The sequence below is a fragment of the Maribacter sp. R77961 genome, assembly GCF_044594925.1.
In the GTDB taxonomy this organism is placed as follows: Bacteria; Bacteroidota; Bacteroidia; order Flavobacteriales; family Flavobacteriaceae; genus Maribacter.
The window spans coordinates 3,118,440-3,141,532 of sequence record NZ_CP138991.1; the positions used below are offsets into that span (position 1 = coordinate 3,118,440).

7 protein-coding genes and 1 tRNA gene are annotated in these 23,093 nt (G+C 41.1%); 2 read left to right on the forward strand and 6 right to left on the reverse strand.

Features of this window, described 5'->3' with window-relative positions; all coding sequences use genetic code 11:
- Window positions 1–103 precede the first annotated feature (103 nt).
- Both SJY09_RS13440 and SJY09_RS13445 read left to right on the forward strand, forming a co-directional pair.
- On the forward strand, window positions 104–1,267 hold the full coding sequence (locus SJY09_RS13440) for an ATP-binding protein (RefSeq protein ID WP_396638637.1): 1,164 nt from the start codon (window positions 104–106) through the stop codon (window positions 1,265–1,267).
- Window positions 1,264–1,659, forward strand: a complete 396-nt coding sequence (locus tag SJY09_RS13445) for a DoxX family protein (protein ID WP_396636231.1) — start codon at window positions 1,264–1,266, stop codon at window positions 1,657–1,659. The genes SJY09_RS13440 and SJY09_RS13445 overlap by 4 nt, the downstream gene beginning before the upstream one ends.
- Window positions 1,660–1,766: 107 nt before the next feature.
- On the opposite strand, the gene SJY09_RS13450 is transcribed toward SJY09_RS13445, so the two are convergent.
- From SJY09_RS13450 to SJY09_RS13475, 6 genes are all read right to left on the reverse strand, one after another.
- Window positions 1,767–1,840, reverse strand: a tRNA-Cys gene (locus SJY09_RS13450).
- 55 nt (window positions 1,841–1,895) lie between these two features.
- Window positions 1,896–2,255 carry a dihydroneopterin aldolase gene (gene folB, locus SJY09_RS13455; protein ID WP_396636232.1) on the reverse strand — a complete coding sequence of 120 codons (360 nt, stop codon included), beginning with the start codon at window positions 2,253–2,255 and terminating at the stop codon, window positions 1,896–1,898.
- A 46-nt stretch (window positions 2,256–2,301) separates the two neighbouring features.
- Window positions 2,302–3,246 (reverse strand): type IX secretion system membrane protein PorP/SprF, encoded by a 945-nt coding sequence (locus tag SJY09_RS13460; protein WP_396636233.1) that lies wholly within the window; start codon window positions 3,244–3,246, stop codon window positions 2,302–2,304.
- Window positions 3,247–3,264: 18 nt separating this feature from the next.
- A complete protein-coding gene (locus SJY09_RS13465; protein ID WP_396636234.1) occupies window positions 3,265–18,042 on the reverse strand; it encodes a T9SS type B sorting domain-containing protein in 14,778 nt (4,925 codons plus the stop codon).
- A gap of 429 nt (window positions 18,043–18,471) precedes the next feature.
- On the reverse strand, window positions 18,472–20,757 hold the full coding sequence (locus tag SJY09_RS13470; RefSeq protein ID WP_396636235.1) for a PorP/SprF family type IX secretion system membrane protein: 2,286 nt from the start codon (window positions 20,755–20,757) through the stop codon (window positions 18,472–18,474).
- Between the two features lie 7 nt (window positions 20,758–20,764).
- Window positions 20,765–23,011, reverse strand: a complete 2,247-nt coding sequence (locus SJY09_RS13475; RefSeq protein ID WP_396636236.1) for a gliding motility-associated C-terminal domain-containing protein — start codon at window positions 23,009–23,011, stop codon at window positions 20,765–20,767.
- Between the last annotated feature and the right edge of the window lie 82 nt (window positions 23,012–23,093).

Genomic DNA, 23,093 nt, shown 5'->3' on the forward strand with positions numbered 1-23,093 from the left:
ACAAATGTAAAGATTAATGGGGATGAGATAAAGTACTGAACAAGATTATTTGTATAAAAAAGGTAATTCCTTAATGGGTCAAAAAACGACTATATTTGACTTTATGTTGTTCAAAGATATTTTAGGGTTAGCCCATATAAAGAATCACTTGGCACTCAGTGCAGATGCCGGAAGAATACCACACGCCCAACTATTCGTAGGTCCAGAAGGCTCGGGCACCTTACCCATGGCATTGGCCTATGCGCAGTATATTGTTTGTGACAACAAGAATGGAGAAAATTTGGAAGGTGCGGTGAACTGTAATCTAAAATTCGATTCTTTTTCCCACCCAGATGTTCATTTTGCTTTTCCGGTTGCAAATTCTGACAAGGTGAAAAGCCATGCAGTGAGTAATCATTATATACAGGAGTGGCGACAGTTTGTAAGCGAGCAACCTTACGGCAACCTTTTTGATTGGTACCGTCTTATCGATATTGAAAAGAAGCAAGGACAAATAGGGGTTGATGAAGCACTGGACGTGGTGAAAAAATTATCCCTAAAGTCCTATGAAGGAGGCTATAAGGTGATGTTGATATGGATGGCGGAACGCATGAATAATGCCGCAGCCAATAAACTTTTAAAACTTATTGAAGAACCTCCTGAAAAAACGGTGTTTCTTTTGCTTTGTGAGGACGAAGAGCAAATAATCCAAACCATTAGGTCTAGATGCCAGGTGTTGCACTTCCCTCCGTTATCCGAAGATGCCATTACAAAAGCTTTGATTGAAAAAGGAGCAAACAAACAGGAAGCTATTCGTATTGCACATGAGGCCAATGGAAACTTTAACAAGGCCATTGATCTACTAAATGAGGATTCGGAGGATTTAGTCTTCGAGAAATGGTTCGTTCAATGGGTTCGCACTGCATTTAAGGCCAAAGGCAATAAAGGCGCCATCCATGAGCTCATTCTTTGGAGTGAAGAGCTTGCAAAAACAGGAAGAGAGGTTCAAAAAAAATTCTTACATTATTGTATAACGGTAATGCGTCAAGCGATGCTCATAAACTATGGTGCAGAAAAACTAGCCTATATAAAAATTCATGATACTGGTTTTCAATTAAAGAAGTTCGCTCCCTTTGTTCATGAGAACAATATTATCATTATAACCGAGGAATTAGAAAAAGCTATTTATCACATTGAAAGAAACGGTAATGCCAAAATAGTTTTTACGGATCTATCCATAAAGCTTACACGGCTCCTACATAAAAAACCAAACCAACTAAAGACATGAAATCACTTTTAGACCATACTGCGGAAATTTTATTGTTGTTATTCTTGATCATTACTTTTTTACAAAGTGGGATCGATAAGATTATAGATTGGAAGGGGAATCTTAGTTGGCTAAAAGGCCATTTTGCAGAGACCCCATTAAATAATATGGTTCCCCTGCTACTTGGTACCGTATTGCTCACAGAAATAGTTGCGGGAATTCTTTGTTTCGTGGGTATAATACAGATTGCTATGAGAGGCAATACTACAATGGCTCTATATGGTGCCATAGTGTCTTGTCTTGCGTTATTAATGTTGTTGTTCGGGCAGCGAATAGCTAAAGATTATGAAGGCGCCAGAACCATAGCGGTATATTTTATTCCTGCTATATTCTTGGTCTTTCTGTTACAATAAAATCCTCCGATGGAGGTTTTTTTAGAGGCATCGAACGCCCCGAACACTCAGGGGAACCGCTGTACAAAACACCCGAAAAACAAAAAACCTTCCAAAAAGGAAGGTCTTGGAGGCATCGAGCGGATTCGAACCGCTGTACAAGCTTTTGCAGAGCTGTGCCTAGCCACTCGGCCACGATGCCATAATTTATGGACTGCAAAGGTAGCACCTTATTACAAGGTTTCAAAAATATATAATCAGGATCTTTTAGATTTTAGAATTACCGTAACCTTTTCAACATCACCATTGATAGGAGGGTTTACTTTGGAGACTGCTACTTTCGAGCTTTCGACAGTTGGTAACTCTTGAAATATACGGTCATTTATTCTTTTAACAACGTGCTCCAAAAGTTTAGAAGGTATCGCCATTTCCTCTTTTACGATGTGGTTAATATGAACATAATCTACGGTATCATTCAAACTATCGGTAGAAGCTGCTTTAGACAGGTCTGCTTTAACAGCTATATTCACTAGATAATCACTCCCCAATTGTGTTTCTTGAGGTAGACAACCGTGATAAGCGTAAACTCTAATATTTTCTACAAGGACTGTTCCCATTTGTTACTATTATAAGGCGTAAACTTAAAACAAATGAAACAATTTTTTAGTACGTACACCTACAATTACTGATTCCTTGGAAAAGATCTACCCCTAGGGTTACCACGTGGGTTCCTGTACTGTAACCAAGTAATTCGTTAAGAATAATTTGGTAGGAATAACCAAAGTAAAAATTACTCTTCTTTAATCCTGCTATAGGTGCAATGTATAAGGGGTCGCCAATCTGGTCGTTTAGAAAACGATAGGTAAGGCCTGCGTAATAATAGTCTTCAAAATCGTACCATCTGAACTTTACGTTTAAATCGGTAACGGAACGGCCGTCGCTCTCAAAAAGTTGAAAAAATACCGATGGTTCTATTTCTAAATTACTGTTTTTACTTTTACTATATCTATATCCTGTATAGAGGTAATAATTACGTAACCTATTAGGCTCAAAAATAGGGTTGAACTTGGTTAGGTCCTTGTCAATTAAATTTGAAGCGTTCGCGCTAATGTAAAACTTATCATACCTGTACAAAAGACCAACATCAAAGTTATGGTTCGTAGTAGCCCTATCGTCTGTTACACTAGGGTCCAAAGCATCGAAATTCTCAATATCTATTCTAAACTGGTTAAAATTATATGAAATACCGAATGATAAAAATTCATCATCGTACCTGTCCAATGTTAAGTGATGCGCAAATGAAACACGTGCGCCCCTTTGCTTTGTTTCTCCGTTACTATCGTTGTATAGTAAAGCGCCAATACCGGATTTTTCTCCCACCCGCATATCAGCTGCTAAAGATTGCGTATCCGGAGCATCTTTAATTCCAACCCACTGCGTTAACCCGTTAACACGAATTTTTACATGGTCGCCTATACCAGCGTAGGTCGGGGACATCACAAAAGGATTGTCTGCCAAATATTGAGACAACTGGGGGATCGTCAGCTCCTGACCTTTAAGGGCGAAGGCACTTATTAAGAAGGCCAAGGTCAATAATTTATTTCGCATAATTTTCAAGGTTAAGTTCTATCTGTATAAGGTAAAGTGGCCAACAAATTCTCTGTTGTCCTCATCTCCGTTAAGCTTTATAACGTACCAATAATCGCCTGTTGGCAGTTCGCTTTGGTTGTACAGGCCATCCCATCCGGCATCATTTAAGCCCATTCGGTAAACCTCCCTACCATAACGATCAAAAATGATGGTTAGTATCTCTGGAAAGGCCTCTTGATTCCTAGGTAGCCAAGCGTCGTTTTGACCATCGCCATCAGGAGTAAAGAAATTAGGTATTTCTATATCTATAAACTCCATGAAAATATTGGCCTGGGCCTCACATCCGTTCTCATCCACCACGGTTACCACATAGGTATCTGTTCTTCTAATGATGAAAGTATTTTCCGCGCCATTGTCCCTATCATCAAAGTAGAAGGTATATCCTTCTCTTCCTCCTGCTGCAGTTGCCGTAATCTCATTAATTCCGCTCTGCTCTAATGTCAACGTAAGTGGTTCAAAGTTTTCTATCTCAAAATCAAACGTTTGTACACATCCATTGGCATGCGCTATGGCTATGTAGTGCATTCCAGGAACAGAATTTCTAAAGTCTGGATTAAGTTGCATATCCGCAGGGTCTGTTGAATCCAGCGCATAGAGCACGTCACCAATTATCGTTTGGTCTTCTAACGTAATGTTTACGTAATTATCCGGTGCGTCTCCAGAGCATTCATATATAGGCTCAATTGTGGCATTTAAATTAACGCCCGGCGTAATATCTACAACAATATTCGCTTCGCATCCATTTGCATCTCTAACGAAAACTAAATAATTATCACCTGGCAGGCCATTAAAAACTGTTCTGTCCTGAACATAGTCCGCATCGCTATTAGAATTCAGACTTGTACTATATGGAGCTGTACCTCCCGTAATATTTAATGTAATTGAACCGTCACTACTTCCCTCACAAACTTCTGGAAGAATAGTGGCGTCAATTTGTAGCATGGTCGGTTCGGTAATCGTGTACTGCAATTGTTCAAAACACCCGTTCTGGTCTTGAGCAATAACCGTGTAGTCACCTGGTGCTAGATCCGCAAACGTATTTTCATTATCGAACTGGTTCAGGTTTGGAGAAATTGCGTATTGATATCCTCCTGCACCGCCAGAAAGTGTTACGGTAATACTACCGTCTTCTTCACCTGTACAACTAACATTTATGATGTCTTCTGTATAACTTAAAGGGGTAGGTTCAATAATTTCTACACGTTCTGCAGAGACCGTACAATCTTCACTAGTTACATTCACAAAATAAATACCTGCTGACAACCCTGTAAATTCACCAAGCATTTGAGGTCCGGCAATTCTTGAGGCTGCGCTCAAAGATACGTCGGTGTAAAGTTCATACTGGTAATTTCCTAGTCCGCCAGAAGCATCTGCATAAATTATAGCAGTGCTTTCTCCAGTACAATTAATTACAGCTGCCGAACTATCAACATCCAAAATCAAAGGCATAATCGGGTCTTCTGTAATCTCATTGGATTCTATAGAAGCACAGTTGAAGGAATCTTGTACGAAATAACTATAGGTTCCGGCACCAATATTAGAGAACACATGGGTGTTTGGACCGTTTAACTCATTAAAAGCACTGAACGTATTGCCGTCCATGCTGAAACTATAAGGTCCTGTTCCTCCTGTTGCGGTTAATTCCAATTCCGCTTGTGTAGCGCAAGTCAAAGCACTTGTTCTAATTAATTGGGCAGAAACCTCCGTCGGATCTATAATCTGAATTCTATTTGACTCTGCCTCACAATTATTATCATCTAGAACCGTAACACTATAGAATCCTGCGCCTAAGTTGTCAAAAGTTGGCGATGCCTGTGGAACCGATATTGGCTGAGCAGTTGTACTGGTCATATCCGGATACACATTCAATTGATATTGATAGACAGGTGTAACGTTCCTAGCTCCAACTGATGCTGTTATAGAAGCTGTATCATCGCCATAACAAACCAAAGTGCTGGCAGAAATAGTAGCTATAATATCATCTGGACGAACAAGGGTAATGTTCCCTGTATCCGTGTATAAACACCCAAAACTATCCGCTACGGTTATATCAAAGTTACCCGCTGACAATCCACTGAACAAGAAAGCGCTCACATTCGTCCGTACATAAGGGGCTTGGCCTGTTGTAGTATTTGTCAAAGTAATGGTGTAAGGCCCATTTCCTCCTTCCGGGTTCACCAGGACGCTACCTTGATCATTAGAACAGCTTACGCTAGATTCAATGCTGATTACAGCACTTATTGGAGCTTCGGGCGCTATAATGGTAATGACATTAGAGTTTTCAACACAGAAAGGCGCCTCGGTTTGCGTAATTGTTACATAATAAGAACCTCCTGGAAGACCTGTTATTGGAGGCAACGCAGTGGCCGTATTCCCATTACCGGATTGTCCTGCAATAGGATTGTTATTAGCATCGAATACTTGATAGTCATAAGCTCCTACATAATCTGTGATTCCCACACTAAAGCTTCCGTCATCAATACCATTGTTTAAGCATTCCTCATCCGTAAGTTTTGTGGCAACCACCTGCATTTCCAATGGCTCTTCTATGGTGTGTACCGAATCAATTGTACATCCTGTGTCCAAATTGCTGACGCTTATGCTATAATTGCCAGCTCCAAGTCCTGTGAATAAACCAGTACTATTAGTATCTGTATATGTTACGTTAATGCCATTGATGACAAAATTTAAATTAGGTGTTGCCAAAGCTGGGTTAATCGTAAGGTTTACCTGAATTTGAGCATCATTGCCAGGATTACAGGTAACAGGGGCTACATCTGTAATAACAGGATTGATTATTTCAATAAATGGGTCTATAGTTTCCGTGATTATAGGACTAGCACAACCATTATCATCAAATGCAGTTATTTCATAGACTCCCCCAGCGTAATTAGTTTCTACATAAATAGCATTTGAACCATCCTGTACAACAGTTGCCGTAGTCGTATTTACAAATCTGTACCTGACAAAATTGTTAGAACCACCCGATAGGGTTGAGGTGTCAACAGAGATACTTGCCGTATTCGCATTGTTACCAACAGTACACGCAAACTGCTGTATGTTTGCTGTAAAACTAGAAACTACATTGGGCTGCCTTATGACTTGGGTAATATCGCTATTACATCCATTAGGAGATGCTACTCTTATCGTGTACGTAATGCCAGCAATGGAACCTTCCAAACCGGTGAAAACTGCTGTTGCATCCGTATTGCTTGAAGCATTAATCGGGAATGCAGCGCTACTACCCGGACCAGCTATAATAGTAAAGGTATAAGGTCCTATTCCATTGTCTGGGCTCGCATTTACAGTAATAGTGCCGTCACTGGCTCCATTACAAGTGACATCCGTAAAATCATCAACACTTATGTTTGGTACGACAGCAGGTTCTAATCGCTGGGTTACCGTAGTACTACAGGTATGACCTGTGGCGGTATCCGTTATCGTAAATACATAGTCCCCTACCATAGTTAAGTTTGTAAACGTTGCTGTTGCACTTCCTAAAACTGCAGGTTGTGGTGTAGAAGCATCAGGAAAGGCAACTGTATAGTCAAATGTTCCAGAGCCTCCGGTCTGCGTTACCGTGATTTCGCCACCAGAGTTACAATCTATGGTTTTATCAATAGTAGCACTTGGAGAAATAACTTCATATAAAATTGTAGCCGAGGTTGTTGCGGCACAGGTAAGTTGATCGGTAATCTGTACCTCATAGGATCCTGCACCTAATCCAGAAAAAGTTGTTGTCGCTTGTGGTGCTCCGAACAAGCTTCCGTTTCGCAGTAATTGATAGGTATAATTACTTCCCTGACCTCCTGTTACACTTACCACCTCGATCTCTCCAGAGAAATCAGTACAATTTCCTGTATTAACCTGTAAGTTCGCAGAGATAGGCTCTGGGTTTATTAAGGTTACATCTGTTAATCGCTGCATACAATCGTTCTGGTCTTTAATCCAGACCTGATAATCCGTTCCGGGAGTTACTGATCCTGCAAGGGCCGTAAATCTTGGGTTGGCTACAAAACTTCCTATTGCTGGTGATGGGTCCGTAGCTAGTCCTACAAAATAGGTGTATGTTCCCCAACCGCCTTGCGCATCAATAACTTCAATTACTCCATCGTTAAAGGCACAGGTAATAGGTTCTACCTGTGTATTTCCGGTAATTGGACCATTAGGGCCAGCAATAGCAAAGAAATCTGTTGTTGTACAGTTAGGATTACTGTCTTGGACAATAGCTACCCTGTACTCTCCCTCTCCTAAGGCGAAAGGTGTTGTAGGGCCACTATTGACTGACACTCCACTAGCACCGACAATAAGAACATCGTCTCCTAAGGCAACCGTTCCTTGAGAGTCATATATTTGCCATGAGAATCCTCCGCTGTATGGATTAATTGGGTCATTGATCGCAAAACTCACCGAGCCATAAGTTCTATCACAAACAACATCAACAACTGTCGACGTTATTTCAAAATTATTTGGTTCACCCACCGTATGGGAAATTGAAACTACACAGTTGGTATTTATGTTTCTCACTTCAAAATTATGAGGCCCTGTACTTAAATTTGTAAATGTATTAGATGCTCCGAACACACCACTCGGTAATTCTCTAAATTCATAGTTTGCCAGACCTGCCGGTGTGCTTGAGTCCGTTAGCGACCCAAAAGCGTTGATGGTGATATTCTCTCCTACAATACATGAAATCGTTTGGTCTACCGTAATCGTAGCCGGCAGTAATTCGTCAAAAGGAGCTATGCTAGCCGACGCTGTACCTTGACAACCATTGTCGTCAAAAACAATAATGGTATAATCTCCACCGAGCGTATTGGTTTCGATATAAGTATCGTTGGAACCGTCTTGAACAGGCGTTACCAAATCCAGGTTATTGAAGAATTGATAACGTACAAATGTATTGGAACCTCCGGTTACACCTTGAACAGAAATACTTGCATTGTTCTCATTATTTCCTGTAGTACATAAAAATTCTACAGGTGTATTCATGGTTACCGCTATAGCACTTGGTTCGCCAATGGGTATTGCAACACTGTTCGTCGGACAATTATTGGCAGAAGATGCCGTGATAGTTACAATATATCCTGCTCCTAATGTTGGCGCAAGACCTGTGAAGGTTGCGCTAGTATTTGTCGTGCTCGATGGGCTTATGTTAACACTACTACCATCCCTATCGGTAATCTCAAAAGTATAGGGTCCTATGGCATTATCTACAGCAGAAATAGTAATCGTACCATCGGTATCTCCGTTACAAGTTACATCCGTGGGAGCAATAGCATCCACAATAGGCTCCAATCTAACCGGAACCTCTACTGTAAAAGTTCTTGCAGGGCACGATGACCTGTTGTTATCATAAACCGATACCGTATACGTTCCCGGTGTAGACGTTGTCCATTCTTCTGGTGAGGTCAGGGTTGTTCTTGTTTCGCTTTCTGGTCCGGCGATCTCATAGTCATAAGAACCCGAGCCGTCCGTAGCTTCAATGGTAATCACTGCATCCGGGCCATAAGGGTTAGGTGCGGACACTACTGTACAATCCAATAATTTTGTATTTGTTGCACTTGCCTCTAAGACAGGGTATATTTCTGCCGTATCCGTAGCAGTACATCCATTAGCATCTATGATCGAAATAGTATATGAGCCTACTGCGACGTTATTGAACGAACCTCCATTATTAACATAAGATGTTCCTCCGTCAATAGAATATAAATATGGTGCGGTACCCCCACTTGCATTTATGGTAATTCCAAATGGTGTTGCACAATTTGAAGTGGTTACACTTGAAATGGTAGGGCTTTGAGAGATATCCATGGAGACCGTGTGCGACGGTAAAGTCGTCACAGGACAACTAAACTGGTCTGCAATCTCTACGAGGACATTGAAAGGTGTTGCCGTTACATCGACCAAATTAGAAATAGGAACTTCTACTGGATTATCCGACGTAACTATATCGGCAATAAAGTTGACACTACTTAAAGTGTAGGTGTATGTTCCTCCACCACCCTGTGGGTTCTGGATTTCAATCAATCCTGGATTGGCACAGGTAATATGAGACAGTACAACGGGGGTAAACGTGATGGGGTCCAATTGTTCGACCTCTACATTCTCGCTACCTATAACACAATTGTTTGGGGCAGCTCCTCTTATTTCTACGTAATAGTCTCCGGTTCCTAAACTTGCAGGGGTAGGCACGGTAAAGGAGTCTCCTGAGATAAACCCGGTCTCCGTTCCGGATGTTATAAGAGTTGGTGCCCCTATTGGAAGTGTATCATCTAATCGATAAAAATCCCAATCAAAGGAACCGCCAAGTTCATTAAGCGTTGTTTCCGTAACCGTATAGGTAATTTGTCCGTTACTAACTCCGTCGCAGGTTGGAGTTACATCAGCTGTTATTTGTACAGGTGGTGGTGCAAGTGTATTTACGTTTTGCGAACTTTGCCTAACGCAAGGACTAGAGTCACGAACATAGAATACGTAGGTTCTACCCGGAACTAACCCGGTGAAAACAAAACTTCCTTCTCCTGCCGGAACAGTATTGCCTCCAGAATCGACTGTTCCTCCTGGTTGCCAAGTGGCCAATGCAGGATTAAAGTTTACAGGGTCTTCCGAATATGTATATTCATATGGGGCAAGTCCTTCCGTACCTTGAACGGTAACCTGAAGGTCGTTGCAATCCACGATAATAGCAGAAATACTTATGTCTAGGTCGTCCAAAGGATAAGGAATGGTATATCTTGGTAAATCGGTCTGACAGTTGGTTCCGACAACTCTTATGGAAGGCTCTACTTCAGTCCCAGAAGTATATGCAGCTCCAACGAAGGTGTCTCCAGACTGCCAGCTAGACCCTCCATCCGCACTAAATTCTAATGTGCCAAGGGTCAATGGATAATTGTCAAATTCAAAACCGTACATATTTGGATCAGGATCACAATTGACCGGCGCAATACCAACAATATCCGCTGTAAGCTCGTCGGGATTGGTGATGGTGACAGGTGTTTCCGTACGGTCACAACCGTTTGCATCGGTTACGATAATGGTATAGTTTCCCGTACCTAGATTAAAGTAGTTCTGCGTGGTAGCTACCACATTAATATTGGTCTGGTTAGAGGATCCACCATTGTCCAAATCAATAATTTCAATAGTATACGGGCTATCGCCAGCGGTGATGTTCACTGCAATGGAACCTGGTCCGTCATGACATTCGGGAGCCGTAGGGATTGCCGTGTAAGCAAGGGTAACAGCCGGTTCAACCGTTTCGGTGGTCATAAACTGGCAATGTGGGTCTATTCCATTATTATCCCATACATAGACGTCGTAATCTCCATCGTTGCCCGTGGCAACGGCAAAAGTATTAGAAGCACCGAAGTCTGCTAGGACAGGAACGTTACCTGTAGGCATAAATGCGTAGACAAAATTTCCGTCTCCTCCCGTTGCGTTAACTGTAATACTACCATCCGCGCAAGAACTGATATCCACGACATCAACGGTTGCGTTAAGGTTAGGATCTAAGGAAACTGTTTGTAAGTTAGATATCAATGGACATCCGAACTGATCTCTAACCTCAATATCATAACTGCCATTGGATAATCCTGTAAATATATAGGTAACATCCGTTGCAATGGCAGGTGTTCTCCATGGGCCTCCATCTATTCTAAACTGATATCCTCCATTACCAGCGGTAACATTGACTACAATGGACCCATCGTTATTTCCTGTATAACAAGCAGTAGGCACCGCATCGAACACAATAAGTTCAGGGCCTACTACCGTGATTGCGTTATCTATTACGTCTTCACAATTATTAATATCCCTAACCCGAACTACATAGCTCTCTCCTGTGTTACTTAGTGGAACATTATTGAAGATAGGTGAATTCTGATAAGGTCTTTCTACAGCAATAATAGATACGTAAGGCGCGGCAAGGTCAGCATCATCGCTGATTTCCAATTGATACTGATAAGCGGGTGTGCCTCCAGTTGAACTGGCCGTTATAGTCGCGCCTGAATTGTTACATGTAAAATCTGTGGTTATTGCAGCGCTAACCTCTAGAGCCGCTGGCTCTGTCAAAACTTGACTTAACGGAACTGTACATCCTGTAGGGTCATTTACATCTCGAATAACAATATTATGTGTTTGTGCATTCAATCCTGTGATCGTTTGGGCCGATGTAAACGGACCGACAAAACCAGCCCCATTTACACTATATTCAAAACCACCAGCTCCATAATTATCTGCATCAATCATAATACTACCGGAAGCATCACCATTACAGTCTAAATTTTCAAAAGCCGTAACAGAAGCCTCAAAAGCGTTACCATCAGTAACTATCACAGTGGTGTCTACATGACAATCCACACTATAAGTAACACGCAATGTATGTGTTCCTACAGTAATATTATCAAAAATATTAGCTGAAGCTCCAGGCCCTTGGGAAGCACCGTCCAAAATATAAATGAACGAACTGTCAAATGGTGTTATGCTTACGTTCCCAGTCCCATCACAATTATATACAACACTATAATCTACTGTAGGTGCTACCGGTAAAGGAGCGATGATAACATCGCTTAAAGTAATTTCACAACCCACGGCATTGGCGTCTCTAACACTTATGGTGTAAGTACCATCGGATAAATCCGTAAATGTATGTCCTCCCGTAGTAGTCGTGGTCCACGAACCACTATTTAAACGATATTGATAGTCCCCAGAGCCACCCGAAGTTGGTGTAATGCTTCCAACGGTGATTTGGCCTAGTTGAGCACAAGTATAATCTTGTGTTTGTACTGCCTCTGCCACTAATTGGTCTGGTTGATTAACAGTAACAGGTATGGTCGTTGATTCGCATAAGTTTGCATCCCTTACCCTAACTTGGTAGGTGCCCGCGCTTAAGTTCGGAAAATTGGTCCCTGTACTGTAGGTTACGCCATTATCAATACTATAGGTAAAGGGAGCTTGTCCTCCGGAATTTACCAAGATAGCTATAGCCCCATTGCTGTCTCCAAAACACGTTGCGTCCGTTGGTGTTGGTGTAAAATTAATTGGTGCATCCTGTGTAATTGTTAATGCAAAGTTTTCTGAGCAATATCCAGTGTTTCCACTATTATCCCTTACGTAAACATCATAATTCCCTGGTGCCAAACCGGTTACTGGGTTTGTAGTACTAAAATCTCCATCAAGAGGTGTAGCACCACTAGCAACAATGGCATATGTATAATTTCCGTCACCACCATTGGCGGTAATCGTAACATCTGATGTTGTATCACAAACGGCTATGTTTGGAGCCGCTGCAGACACCGTTAAATCAGCGTTGATTACAACAGTTTGGGTAGCCAAGGCCAAAGGACATCCATTTTGGTCTCTTACATCAATATCATATGAGCCATCTGACAAATTTTGAAAAGTATAGGCCGTTGCTGATGCTGGGGTCGGTGTTAACCATGGTCCTGCATTAATCCGAAACTGATATCCGCCATTACCATCCGTTACATTTACTTGAACAGTGGCATTGTTTCCACCATCATAGCAAGTCATTGGAACAGCATTAAATACTAATGGGTTCAATGGAGTAATGACGATTGACGTATTGATGACATCCTCGCAATTATTTGCATCTCTTGCTCTAACAACATAGGTGCCATCAGCTAAGCCTGAAAATATACGGTTCGTGCCATTTGTTGCAAAATCATAAGATGCTACAGGAACGCCCCCTGCATCTTCAAGTTGGTAATCATAAACAGCGGTACCGCCGGTAGCGTTCGCTGTTATTGTTGCGCCATTTGTACAGGTTAATGCGGTCGTAACACTTGCATTGACTTCAAGAGCGGTAGGTTCTGTAATTAATACGGATACAGAAGTTGTACAGGTAATTTCGTTCGCCTTTCTAATTAAAACGGTTTGATTTCCAGCGGCAAAAACAGCATTGGTAGTAACTGGAGAACTTGTTGATGTTATCCAATTCGTGCCTCCATCTTCAGAATATTCAAAACCAGCTACCGCATCGAAATTTGCTACTTGAAAAGTGATAGTTCCGTCATTTAGTCCGTTACAGGAAACGTTGGTAGAACTTTGTAAAGTGCTTCCAAAAACTTGTCCTGCAGCAACGGTTACCGGTGTTTCAACAAATAATTCACAGACTTCTGGTAATTGGAAAATCTCGATATCATCTAAAGCTAGATCATTACCACTATTCCCTGAAATTTCGGAACGTATAACGAACTCTAAATTTGTGTTAGCTCCAGGATCTAAAGTGGTAGAAAATAATTCCCAATCATCAGGGCCAGTATTTTTTGGTATTTCTCCGGTTCGTATAGATTGAATAACAACACCGCCCGGGGTTCTAATTTCTATAGTTAAGTCTGGGTCTAATTGCGTATTACCGATTAAGCCGTTTAATAAATTGAATATGTAAAGATTTATTGATAAAGGTCTATTAGGAATAACATCATTGATAGGTTTGGTATAGATAATTTGACCCGGGCTAGGTGTTCCTACGTTTATTACCAAAAACCTTCCGTTAGGGTCGGACGGATTCGTATGGTCATTCGGATTTACCCATGCACCAAATGGCGCTACCATTCTGTTCGTTACACTATACTCAAAATCATTGATGTTTCTATTGGTATCTCCGCCACCAGCTGTACTAGTGGTCTGGTCTTCGTAATTGTATCCTCTTGTATCCGGACTTGGTATAGTACCATTTCCAACACCAAAATCTTCTGATAAAAGTAAACTAGGAGATGGTGGAGTCTGGGAAGTATAATAGGTAGTTACGGTATAGGTCCCAGGTGCTACATTGTTAAAGACATTGCTTGAAGGGTCTGGTGAATTTGGAACGCCATCCAATTCATATCTGTAATCATAACCACTAATACTCGGTGAAGCGGTTATTGTTCCTGTTCCGTCGCAGTTGTAATCCACTTCAGGAGTCAAGGCTACATTCGGAGGTGCCGGTAAATCGGCTACAGTAACGTTCATAGGGAACGAACATGCATTGTCCCGTACTAAAACGGTATAATCTCCTGGTGGTAAAATAGCAGTTGAAGAGGTGCCCCAAGTGCTACCGCCATCAAAGCTATATTCGTAGGGTGCGTTACCGCCTAAAACGTTAGTAATACGAACTTCGCCTCCATTAGGGTCGCAAGTAGCGTCCCTAGAGACCCCGGCTGATGCGCTTAGTGGAAATGGTTGATTGAGCACATATTGTTGCGTTATATCACATCCGCTTGCATCCAATACACGAATATCATAGTTTCCTGCCGATAACCCAACAAAATTTGGGGTAGGCTGGTAGTTGGCGCCATTATCAATACTATATTGAAAAGGAGCTACACCACCTGTAATGTTGATTGTTAATTCGCCATCGGAATCTCCGGTACATGAGGGTTGTATCTCGTCAATATCATCTATGGTAAGTCCTCCATTATCACTTATGGTAACCGGAGCAGAAATTCCGTAGCACCCATTTATATCTAAAACTATAAATTGGTATGTGCCGTCCTCTCCGGAGAAGTATTCGTCAATTAAATCATTATCCGTATCTCTCCAACCAAAAGTGAACGTTGTTTCCGTCTGATACTCATTAGGGTCGATATTGTCAACTATCTGCTGTTCTGTTGGTGAGCCACCGGGATTGTGCAATAACACCCCATCCTTACTCCAAATAGCATATTGGAAATCTGGATTACCTTGCCCTCCTGTCCTGCTTAGTTCAATTGTTCCTGCGGAGCATCCTATATTGGCTGTAGTAAGTGCAGCTACAGTAGGGTCTGGGATACGATTAACCGTTACGGATTGCACATCTATACAACCATCATCAGATCTTGTAATGACAAAATAATCTCCCTCGTTTACATTGAATGTATGAGAATTATTTGGTTGTGCGGTCTCATCGTCAATGAATGTACCTCCTGGATGTAATCCTTGATAAGGGTCGTTTGCAGGGGCCACGGGCGCAGCGGTACCATCATCCAGTCTTAGCTCATAAGAATAGTTAGGGAACACATTTAAAGCGTCTATTTGAATTGATCCTTGAGCGTTACAATTAGCTTCCGTTGTCGTCAGGTTTACTTGCATATCCCTGTTCAAAATTCCAATGTCCGGAGTACTAAACACACATGCTCCAACAATTGGATCTCCTGTAAATGGGTCTAATTGTGTTACTTCTACTCTATAAGCTCCGTTGGTCGTGAAATCAAAACTAGGTCCGTTATTAGCGCTAAAAGGAATCGCTATGGTATTCGTGGCAACATCTACTAATTGATAGCCATAACCACTTCCTAAATTTGTTATGGTAATATTTCCATCGGTATTACAAACAACATCTCTACTGGTATAATCTATATCCAGATTATTCTGAAAAACATCAAAATAAAAACGACTAACACACCCATTAAGATAGGTAATGGATAGTCTATATTTTCCCTCGGTCCCAACCGTAAAATCACTCCCAGTTTCTACCTGAGACCAGGTACAGCTTAAGTTTCTGTTTAAACAATTTTCTGGTTCAACCGAACAACTGGATTCGTCTAAACGTTCCCAAAAAAGGTCTTGGGCATCACTAATATTAACCTGTAAAAGCTGGCTATCGTTAGTTCCACATAAGAATATCTTGGGAAATTGTGTGGTACCGTCATTACAATCTACCACAATTTCTCCCTGTATATCATTGGAGGTGTTAGCATCACTATTCAAATCATTAAAATAGTCGAGAATAGGATTGGTCTGAGTTGAACCAAAAAGCTCAACATCAATAATTTCCATGAATCCTTTACAAGGGTCTGCGATTTGTTTGTCTACTAGGTATGTTCCTATTTGGTTTACGACAACTGTGCTTGGGTCGTTATCGGGGTCTCCATCATTAATTGGTGTATCCGTTGCATCTATAACACCATTATTATTATCATCTCTTACCCAGACATAATTATCAAAATTATCACCCGCATCGAGTATTATATTATCACCACATAATTGGGTTGTTCTTCTAAAATTACAAGCCGATAAATCATCCAAAAGAAAGTTGGTTGCCCCAGGAGTGGTAAAGCCACAATTATCAAAATCCGTTACACTGGGGTCGTCCGTAATTTCATTATCGTTTTCAACACCTTGATAGGTCGAGTATGCCAAATTCTGTATTAAATCGGTACAAGCATCAACAAAATCAAAACAATTTTCTGCTACCTGCACCCTCATTCGAATAGATGAGATAGGACTAGTATCGGTAACCAAGTTATTCGGAATAGTAAACAGAACAGTTCTAGTGGCGGGATCATAAGTATACGTAACACCCGCTGGTAATGACCCGGGAGTCGTAAAATAAGCTTCGTCCAAGGTTACGTTAATGGGTAAAATGTCTCGTATCGTATAATTGTCCGCATCATCATTTCCAATGTTATCGAAAGACAATACATAATCCAAAGTTTGGCCAAGGTTAACACCAGCACCTGTTATGTCGTTTCCGGCAATATCCTCAACCCGCTTTTCAAGAACAATATTCGGTTCTATAATTTCAATATTAAAGGAATTGAAAAAGGGATAAAACTGATCGCCGTTAGTGCGAAATCTAAAAGTAGCCGCAGTTTCATTATTTGGTATCGTATTGGTTGGTAGGTTTAAGAAATCGGCATCAAAACCTAAGGTATTTAAGCTAGATGGTGTCCTCCCGGCAAGGTCAACCCCGTTCAATGTAATATTACTATTAAAGAAGTTGTTCTGAGGGTTTACGGTATTTCGCATTCTATAGAAGCTAGAGCCAGAATTCAGTGCCGCTCTAATCTCCATTCTATCGCCTGTAATAGCGAAGTCTCCCTCTAAAGCGGCCGCTCCTATGTTTGCGTTTACCGGACCTGTTGGAATAGTCGTAAAACCATTATAGTCTATTGTAATCGAATTTGAACCGGTCACTCGTGCAAAACCATCAAATGTTGTGATGAGCTTACCACTCAAATTTGGATTTTCATAGGCAACGACCAAGGTCCATCCGCCTGCACTACCACCAGGCATAAGACTAGTGCCTGTACTTAGGTCGTAACCTACACCTTGCGCAGCAGGTATATTTGCTACCGTATACTCTCCCTCTGGATTGGCTTGTGCAGTAATCAATGCGGTAATATCCGCATAACAGGCATAAGGCGCGTTACTGGATAAGTCCGTATTGGTAAGTCCGTCATAAAGAATTTCGTCTGCAATGATATCTACATAGGCCCCACCAGGAACCATAAGTTTTACTTGGTCTATAGGATGTGATCTTGCTGTGCCAGAAGCATCTGCGGTATTATCTCTAGGATAAGTGGCAGACCAATACAATGCGGCGTACCTAATTCGGCTACAGGAAGCATCGTCAAAAGTAAGGTTGGCAGTACTAGAACTAAATGTAGTTACATCGCTATCTACATCGATGTAACGCATGTTCTTGAAGTCGTTATAGTTATAATAACCCCCTGTCTCGGTATCCCTGTTACTTGCAGGGTTAAAGCTATTATCATCGTTAAGATTGTTATAAGCATCATTTGGCTCGGTATCACTAGTGCCTCCGTCCCTGTTCATGATACTATTCCCCAGAAAAGTCAAATCACCCTTCATATTGGCCTGATACCGGAAAGAATCGCCAGAAGGATAGGTTCTTGTGAAGGATTGATATTCCTGTGCATATCCCGTAAATGCGAGAAGGCAAAAAAGCGTAGTCAAAAGTAAAGTACGGTAAATTCCTCTGGGGCTAACGGCAGTAGCGAGTTTGGTATTGGCAAAGTATGTAGACATAATAATCATCCGGTGTTATTCATGTGGATTTCTACTCCCAATTACCCAATCTTGGAAATTGATAAAAATGGGAGTTCTCCAATAACAAATATGAACCTTAGTCCCCGCGCACAGAATTTAATGTTGTGGCATGGTTCTATAATGTTGTGAAACAGCAATTACTTAAGGTTACCATTCCTTAAGACCCCTGTTTCTTGATGGTCATCAATATGGGACATCACAAGGCAGTTGAATACTTTTTATAGAAAATGAACACTTTTGAGAAGAAAAAAGAAGATTAAAAAGCGTAGTCTAAAATTTAAAAATAACGCTCTTTTTCACTTGAAGAATAGGGTGTGTTTCAACGGAGATTTATAAAAATATAGTATGTAAAGAAGAGAATCCCGATTAAAAGATATCGGAGTTTATAATACTATTCTAAGAATACTTTTAAGCAATTTGATTTGAATTTACTCGCATTATCCACATCTTGTCATCATAAGCATCGTTCAATTTAGAGTAATACGAAATAAGTGCATTGCTCCAAGAATCATGGCGTTTCAAGTAAACGTATCTGTACTTGTTTTCCGGGTTTATAAAGTAACTGGCGTTCAAACCATAGGAATTTAGAAGCTTCACAAAACGATTGGCATTTCTTGGGTTTGCAAAAACGTTGGCAATGATGTAATACCCAGATCCTATTCCATTGATTTTATAGGTTTGGGGGTCAATTTCCTTCGCGGCAACTTTGTCTTGTGCTACCACATTTTTCTGTAGTACGCTCGTATCGTATTTAGATGACTTCTCTTTGAGCTTATCGACGTTAGCGGCATATTCTCTATTGGTGTATCTATTTGCGACGTTCATAATCCACGTGGCATCCTTATATGAGCCGTTAAAGTGGCTCTCATGAGCCGCCACGGCTTCACCCCATGTGTCATATCGCTTTAGATAAACATACTTTAGGCCATTATTAGGGTTGTCTATGTAATTCGCATCAATACCTTTATCATTGAGGCTATTCAAAAAGTTATCCATGTATTTGCCTCCCTTGTAAACATTGGCCACAACATAATAACCGTCTTTGACATTAGGTAGGTCCCTAAACTTTCTACTCTTCACTTTGTCCTGTACTACCGCAGATTTGCTGGCCTGCTGGATAGTGTTACGCCTTGGCTCGGAAACGACTACTGGATCTTTTTCTCTGGTGTTTGAGCTGTTTGGTTCTTGATATTTATCCCGATTGGTCTTTTTCGTTACGGCTATTTCAGATGGCACAGCTGCTGTGCTTGTTGCTGGTGATATAACTTCGCTGGTTTTTCTTGGCTCTGGAATACTTACTATTTCTGTACTACGCACGTTTTCCTCAGTTACGCTTGTCATAGCTTTTGGTGCCGAAACAGCACGCTCTTCCCTAGCTGCAACTGAGTTTACAATGGCGTCGTTTTCAGTTTCCATTCGGATATTCTCCACGACACCACCATCATTACTATTATTTCTTGCCAATGTGGCAATACTATTTTCGTCGTTTCCTTTAAACAACTCCTCTGCTTTTTGTTCTAAGTCCGGGCGTTCACCGCTGGTCTCGTTCCTGACCATGCGCATAACCATGTTAAATCTTCGCTCCAGGTCTTGCTGTCTTGTAGACTCTAAAGAATCCTGTCTAAACATTAACTCCTCTATTATGGCATCGTTTTCAGCTAATTTTCTTTTTAATTCTGCAATTTCCTCGGAAGATGCTAAATTCTCTGGCTCCAACGAATTTTCGACCAAATCATCCCTATCATCCTCTAACATCACACGATCTTCAGTAAGATTAGGTGTAAAGGAATATGCAAATGATATTTCGTGCGTCAGTCCAAAATTGTCAAAATTGTTGGATAATCCCTTCTCCATAGTATATCCTAAAGATATTCTTTGATTAAGGTTGAAACCAACTCCCGCCGAAGCACCATAAAAACTATCGTAGCCCCCTTGGACCCAACCCAATTTTGGCAGGTCTAAGATAAGACTTCCCCCTAGAGTAAGTTCTTCCTCACCTACTTTTCTAACTCTGGCCAAAGGCATTAATCTCCCCTGTTGCAATATGCCTGATTGATTTTCAAACTGATGAGTATATTGTAAATGACCCGAAAATGTTTTGTCCTTGAATTCGGTTAGGGACTCACTAGTCTTTAAATTGTAATCAAAAAGATTTTCAGCAAAGACACCCACGTCAAACTTCCCATAAGACAAGTTGAAACCAGGTTGAAACGATAGTAAATTTTGGTCCTGTAGCCCTGCAAGCAGCGGATCATCTTCAACCGTTGTAGCTCGTCCTTCATCAAAACCACTGTTGTAGTAAGAAAGGTTAGCGCCAAAAGTGAAATTACTCTTATCACTTAATTTAATACCATAAGCATAGTTTGCCAAAACACCATAGTTACTTAAGGCCCCTAGTCTTTGTGTGTATAAACTAAGCCCGAGGCCCGTACGGTCACTGATACGACCACTATAGCTTAAGAAATAATTTTGATTGTTATCATCAAATTGTACCGACTGGTTTCTGTGTAAAAGATTTACATATGATTTATCTTCACGCACCGTCGAGAACGTTGGGTTTATTAAAAACCTATTATATTTTAAAAGGTTCTGTGCTGGTACGTCATAGACCACAAAAGGGTTCTCCTCCTGTGCCCCAACCTTAACAGCTGTGAGTAATACTAATAGCAGATATAAAACTCTTTTCTTTAACATGGTGAAATTAACGTATTACTGTGATAGTTCCTTGTTTAAGAACTTCACTGGCATTCCTTATTTTATAATAGAATACCATGTTCTGTTTGGTAAATGAGGTCGATGTTTGCGGCCAGTTGTTCTTATAATCAAATTCGTTCACAACTTCTTCTCCCTGTTCGTTGTAAATAATAATATTGACATCCGGTTTGTTTGAATAGGAGTTGGGAATTACCCACTGATCGTTGATGCCATCTCCGTTGACGGTAATGACATTAGGTACTTTAAAGGTATCCAGAATACTAACTTCAACCTGTCTTACGATGTCACAGTTGTCAATTGAAGCGACCAAAGTGTACGTTCCTGGCTCCGTAAATGTTACACTATCGGAGTTGCTCATTTCGGCGTTTGCTGCGTTCATCCATCTGTAAGCGGTACCGCCAGTAGCGGTTACAGTTCTGGAGGTGCCTTCAGGTATTACAATATCACCAGAAGGATTCAATGTAATTAAGTTCTCATCCAACGGAGAAATGGTTACTTCATTTGAAATGAGAGCGCATCCGTCTCTATCTAATACTAATCGGTATGTTCCTGGTGCGTCAATATTAAATCCAGTATCCACTGTATTTACCGGTGAACCATCTAACTGCCATTCAAAGCTCTCCGAAGTTAAGTCAGTTGTTGAGCTGAGCGTTACAATTTCGCTAGCAGAACAATAAATACTACTCGTAGAACTGATAGCTACCGTTTCACTAGTAAGTAACTGTACGGATAATTCGTTGGAAGTTTCATCATAGGCATCTATAGTGGCATTCAATCGGTAAGCTCCATTTTCAGCATTGGAAGCCAAGCTTATTGATTTTCCAGTTTGTCCTGTAACGTCCAAACCATCCTTTTGCCATTGATATGTAAAGGCATCTTCTAAATCTGCCGTTACATCGGTTTTAGTTCCATCTGCTGCTACAGCATTAATAGTTGTCACTTGGAGAATAATACTTGTGTTTACACATGAAGTATACGCATTGGCATAATCCAAAATGAGTTCAAAAGAATCTGGCGCAACTGCTATCGTACTCTCAGAATTTTTGGCAGAAGCGGAACAGGAACCTCCTGATTGAGAAACCTCGGCATAGTATGTTCCTTCCTGTGTAATAGTAAGCGTATTATTTGTTTCTCCCGAAATTTCAGTGCCGTTTCTGAACCATTTAAAGGTTGGTCCGCTAGCATCCGTGCCAACACTTAATGTTTGTGTTTGAGATGGTAATACCACCACATTAGCCGGATTATCTCTGGTTACCGTGAAATTGTCCGCATTCGTTATTGTAATTGCCGCTGAACGTTCCGTGCAAATTCCAGAACCTGAAATCTCAACAGCGTAACTTCCTTCAAAACCAGCATTTGCGGCATTGACCGTATATGTAGTTCCTATAGCACCTGCAATAGCAACATTTTCTTTATACCATTGATAGTTCCAAGAAGGGTCCGTTGTGTTAATTGCTAACGTTTCCGTATCTCCAGAGCATAACGCTGTCTTGGAAGGAGGACTTACCGCAATACCAGAACCACCAGAACCAATGGTAACATCCACAATATTAGAATCTGTATTACCAGAGCCCGTACAAATAGGCCCGTAATCTATAAGTGCATTGTACATTCCACTTTGAGCAATGTTTATGGTATGTCCTGTCTCTCCTGAAATCTGGGTTCCACTTCTAAACCAGATGTATTGATATGTTTCTGGGTTGGCAATATTATCCACTTGTAGAGTTATTACATTTGTACTACATATACTTCCTGGGGGTGTACCGTCACCAGCCTCGCTGATATTAAGATTGGAGGTAACATCCATGTAATACATGTTATATGCATCCGATTCCGCGCCAAGTTTTACAGGATCTGTGCTCCTAACTCTCATTTTATATCCTTGCCCCCTAGTAGTAACGGGAATAGCAAAATCTACGTTAAAGTCAGCATTAGAATTTTGGTCGGTAATTGTTTTCAATATTGTTGGAGCATCAAAATTACCGCTTGCGTCCGAAAGTTCTAAGATAAATTCATTTCCGGCGTTAGCAGTACCTGCCCAAGTAATATTGACAAAATACTCGTTAAACCCTCCATTACCGGCACAAATAGCGGTCCATGGTGAGTTACCCGCAAGATTTGGATTGTCCGCAGGTTCGGGAGCGTTGATTACGATGGCCTGTGCAGATAGTTGTAGGCAACTAAAAAGCAGAACCATAGCGCTTAAAATGTTGTTTTTGAAATTAGTTTTCATAATGATCTGTAGTTTTGGGCCCCTACTTGTTATGAATTTCTGAGGTCATTTTCTAATGTATCCTAGCATTCAACGTCAAATA

What these genes read in the sequence shown, in the direction of transcription:
- SJY09_RS13470 (WP_396636235.1), bottom strand. Translation starts at nt 20,757, where the DNA reads ATGTTAAAGAAAAGAGTTTTATATCTGCTATTAGTATTACTCACAGCT.
- SJY09_RS13465 (WP_396636234.1), bottom strand. Translation starts at nt 18,042, where the DNA reads ATGTCTACATACTTTGCCAATACCAAACTCGCTACTGCCGTTAGCCCC.
- SJY09_RS13475 (WP_396636236.1), bottom strand. Translation starts at nt 23,011, where the DNA reads ATGAAAACTAATTTCAAAAACAACATTTTAAGCGCTATGGTTCTGCTT.
- folB (WP_396636232.1), bottom strand. Translation starts at nt 2,255, where the DNA reads ATGGGAACAGTCCTTGTAGAAAATATTAGAGTTTACGCTTATCACGGT.
- SJY09_RS13440 (WP_396638637.1), top strand. Translation starts at nt 104, where the DNA reads ATGTTGTTCAAAGATATTTTAGGGTTAGCCCATATAAAGAATCACTTG.
- SJY09_RS13445 (WP_396636231.1), top strand. Translation starts at nt 1,264, where the DNA reads ATGAAATCACTTTTAGACCATACTGCGGAAATTTTATTGTTGTTATTC.
- SJY09_RS13460 (WP_396636233.1), bottom strand. Translation starts at nt 3,246, where the DNA reads ATGCGAAATAAATTATTGACCTTGGCCTTCTTAATAAGTGCCTTCGCC.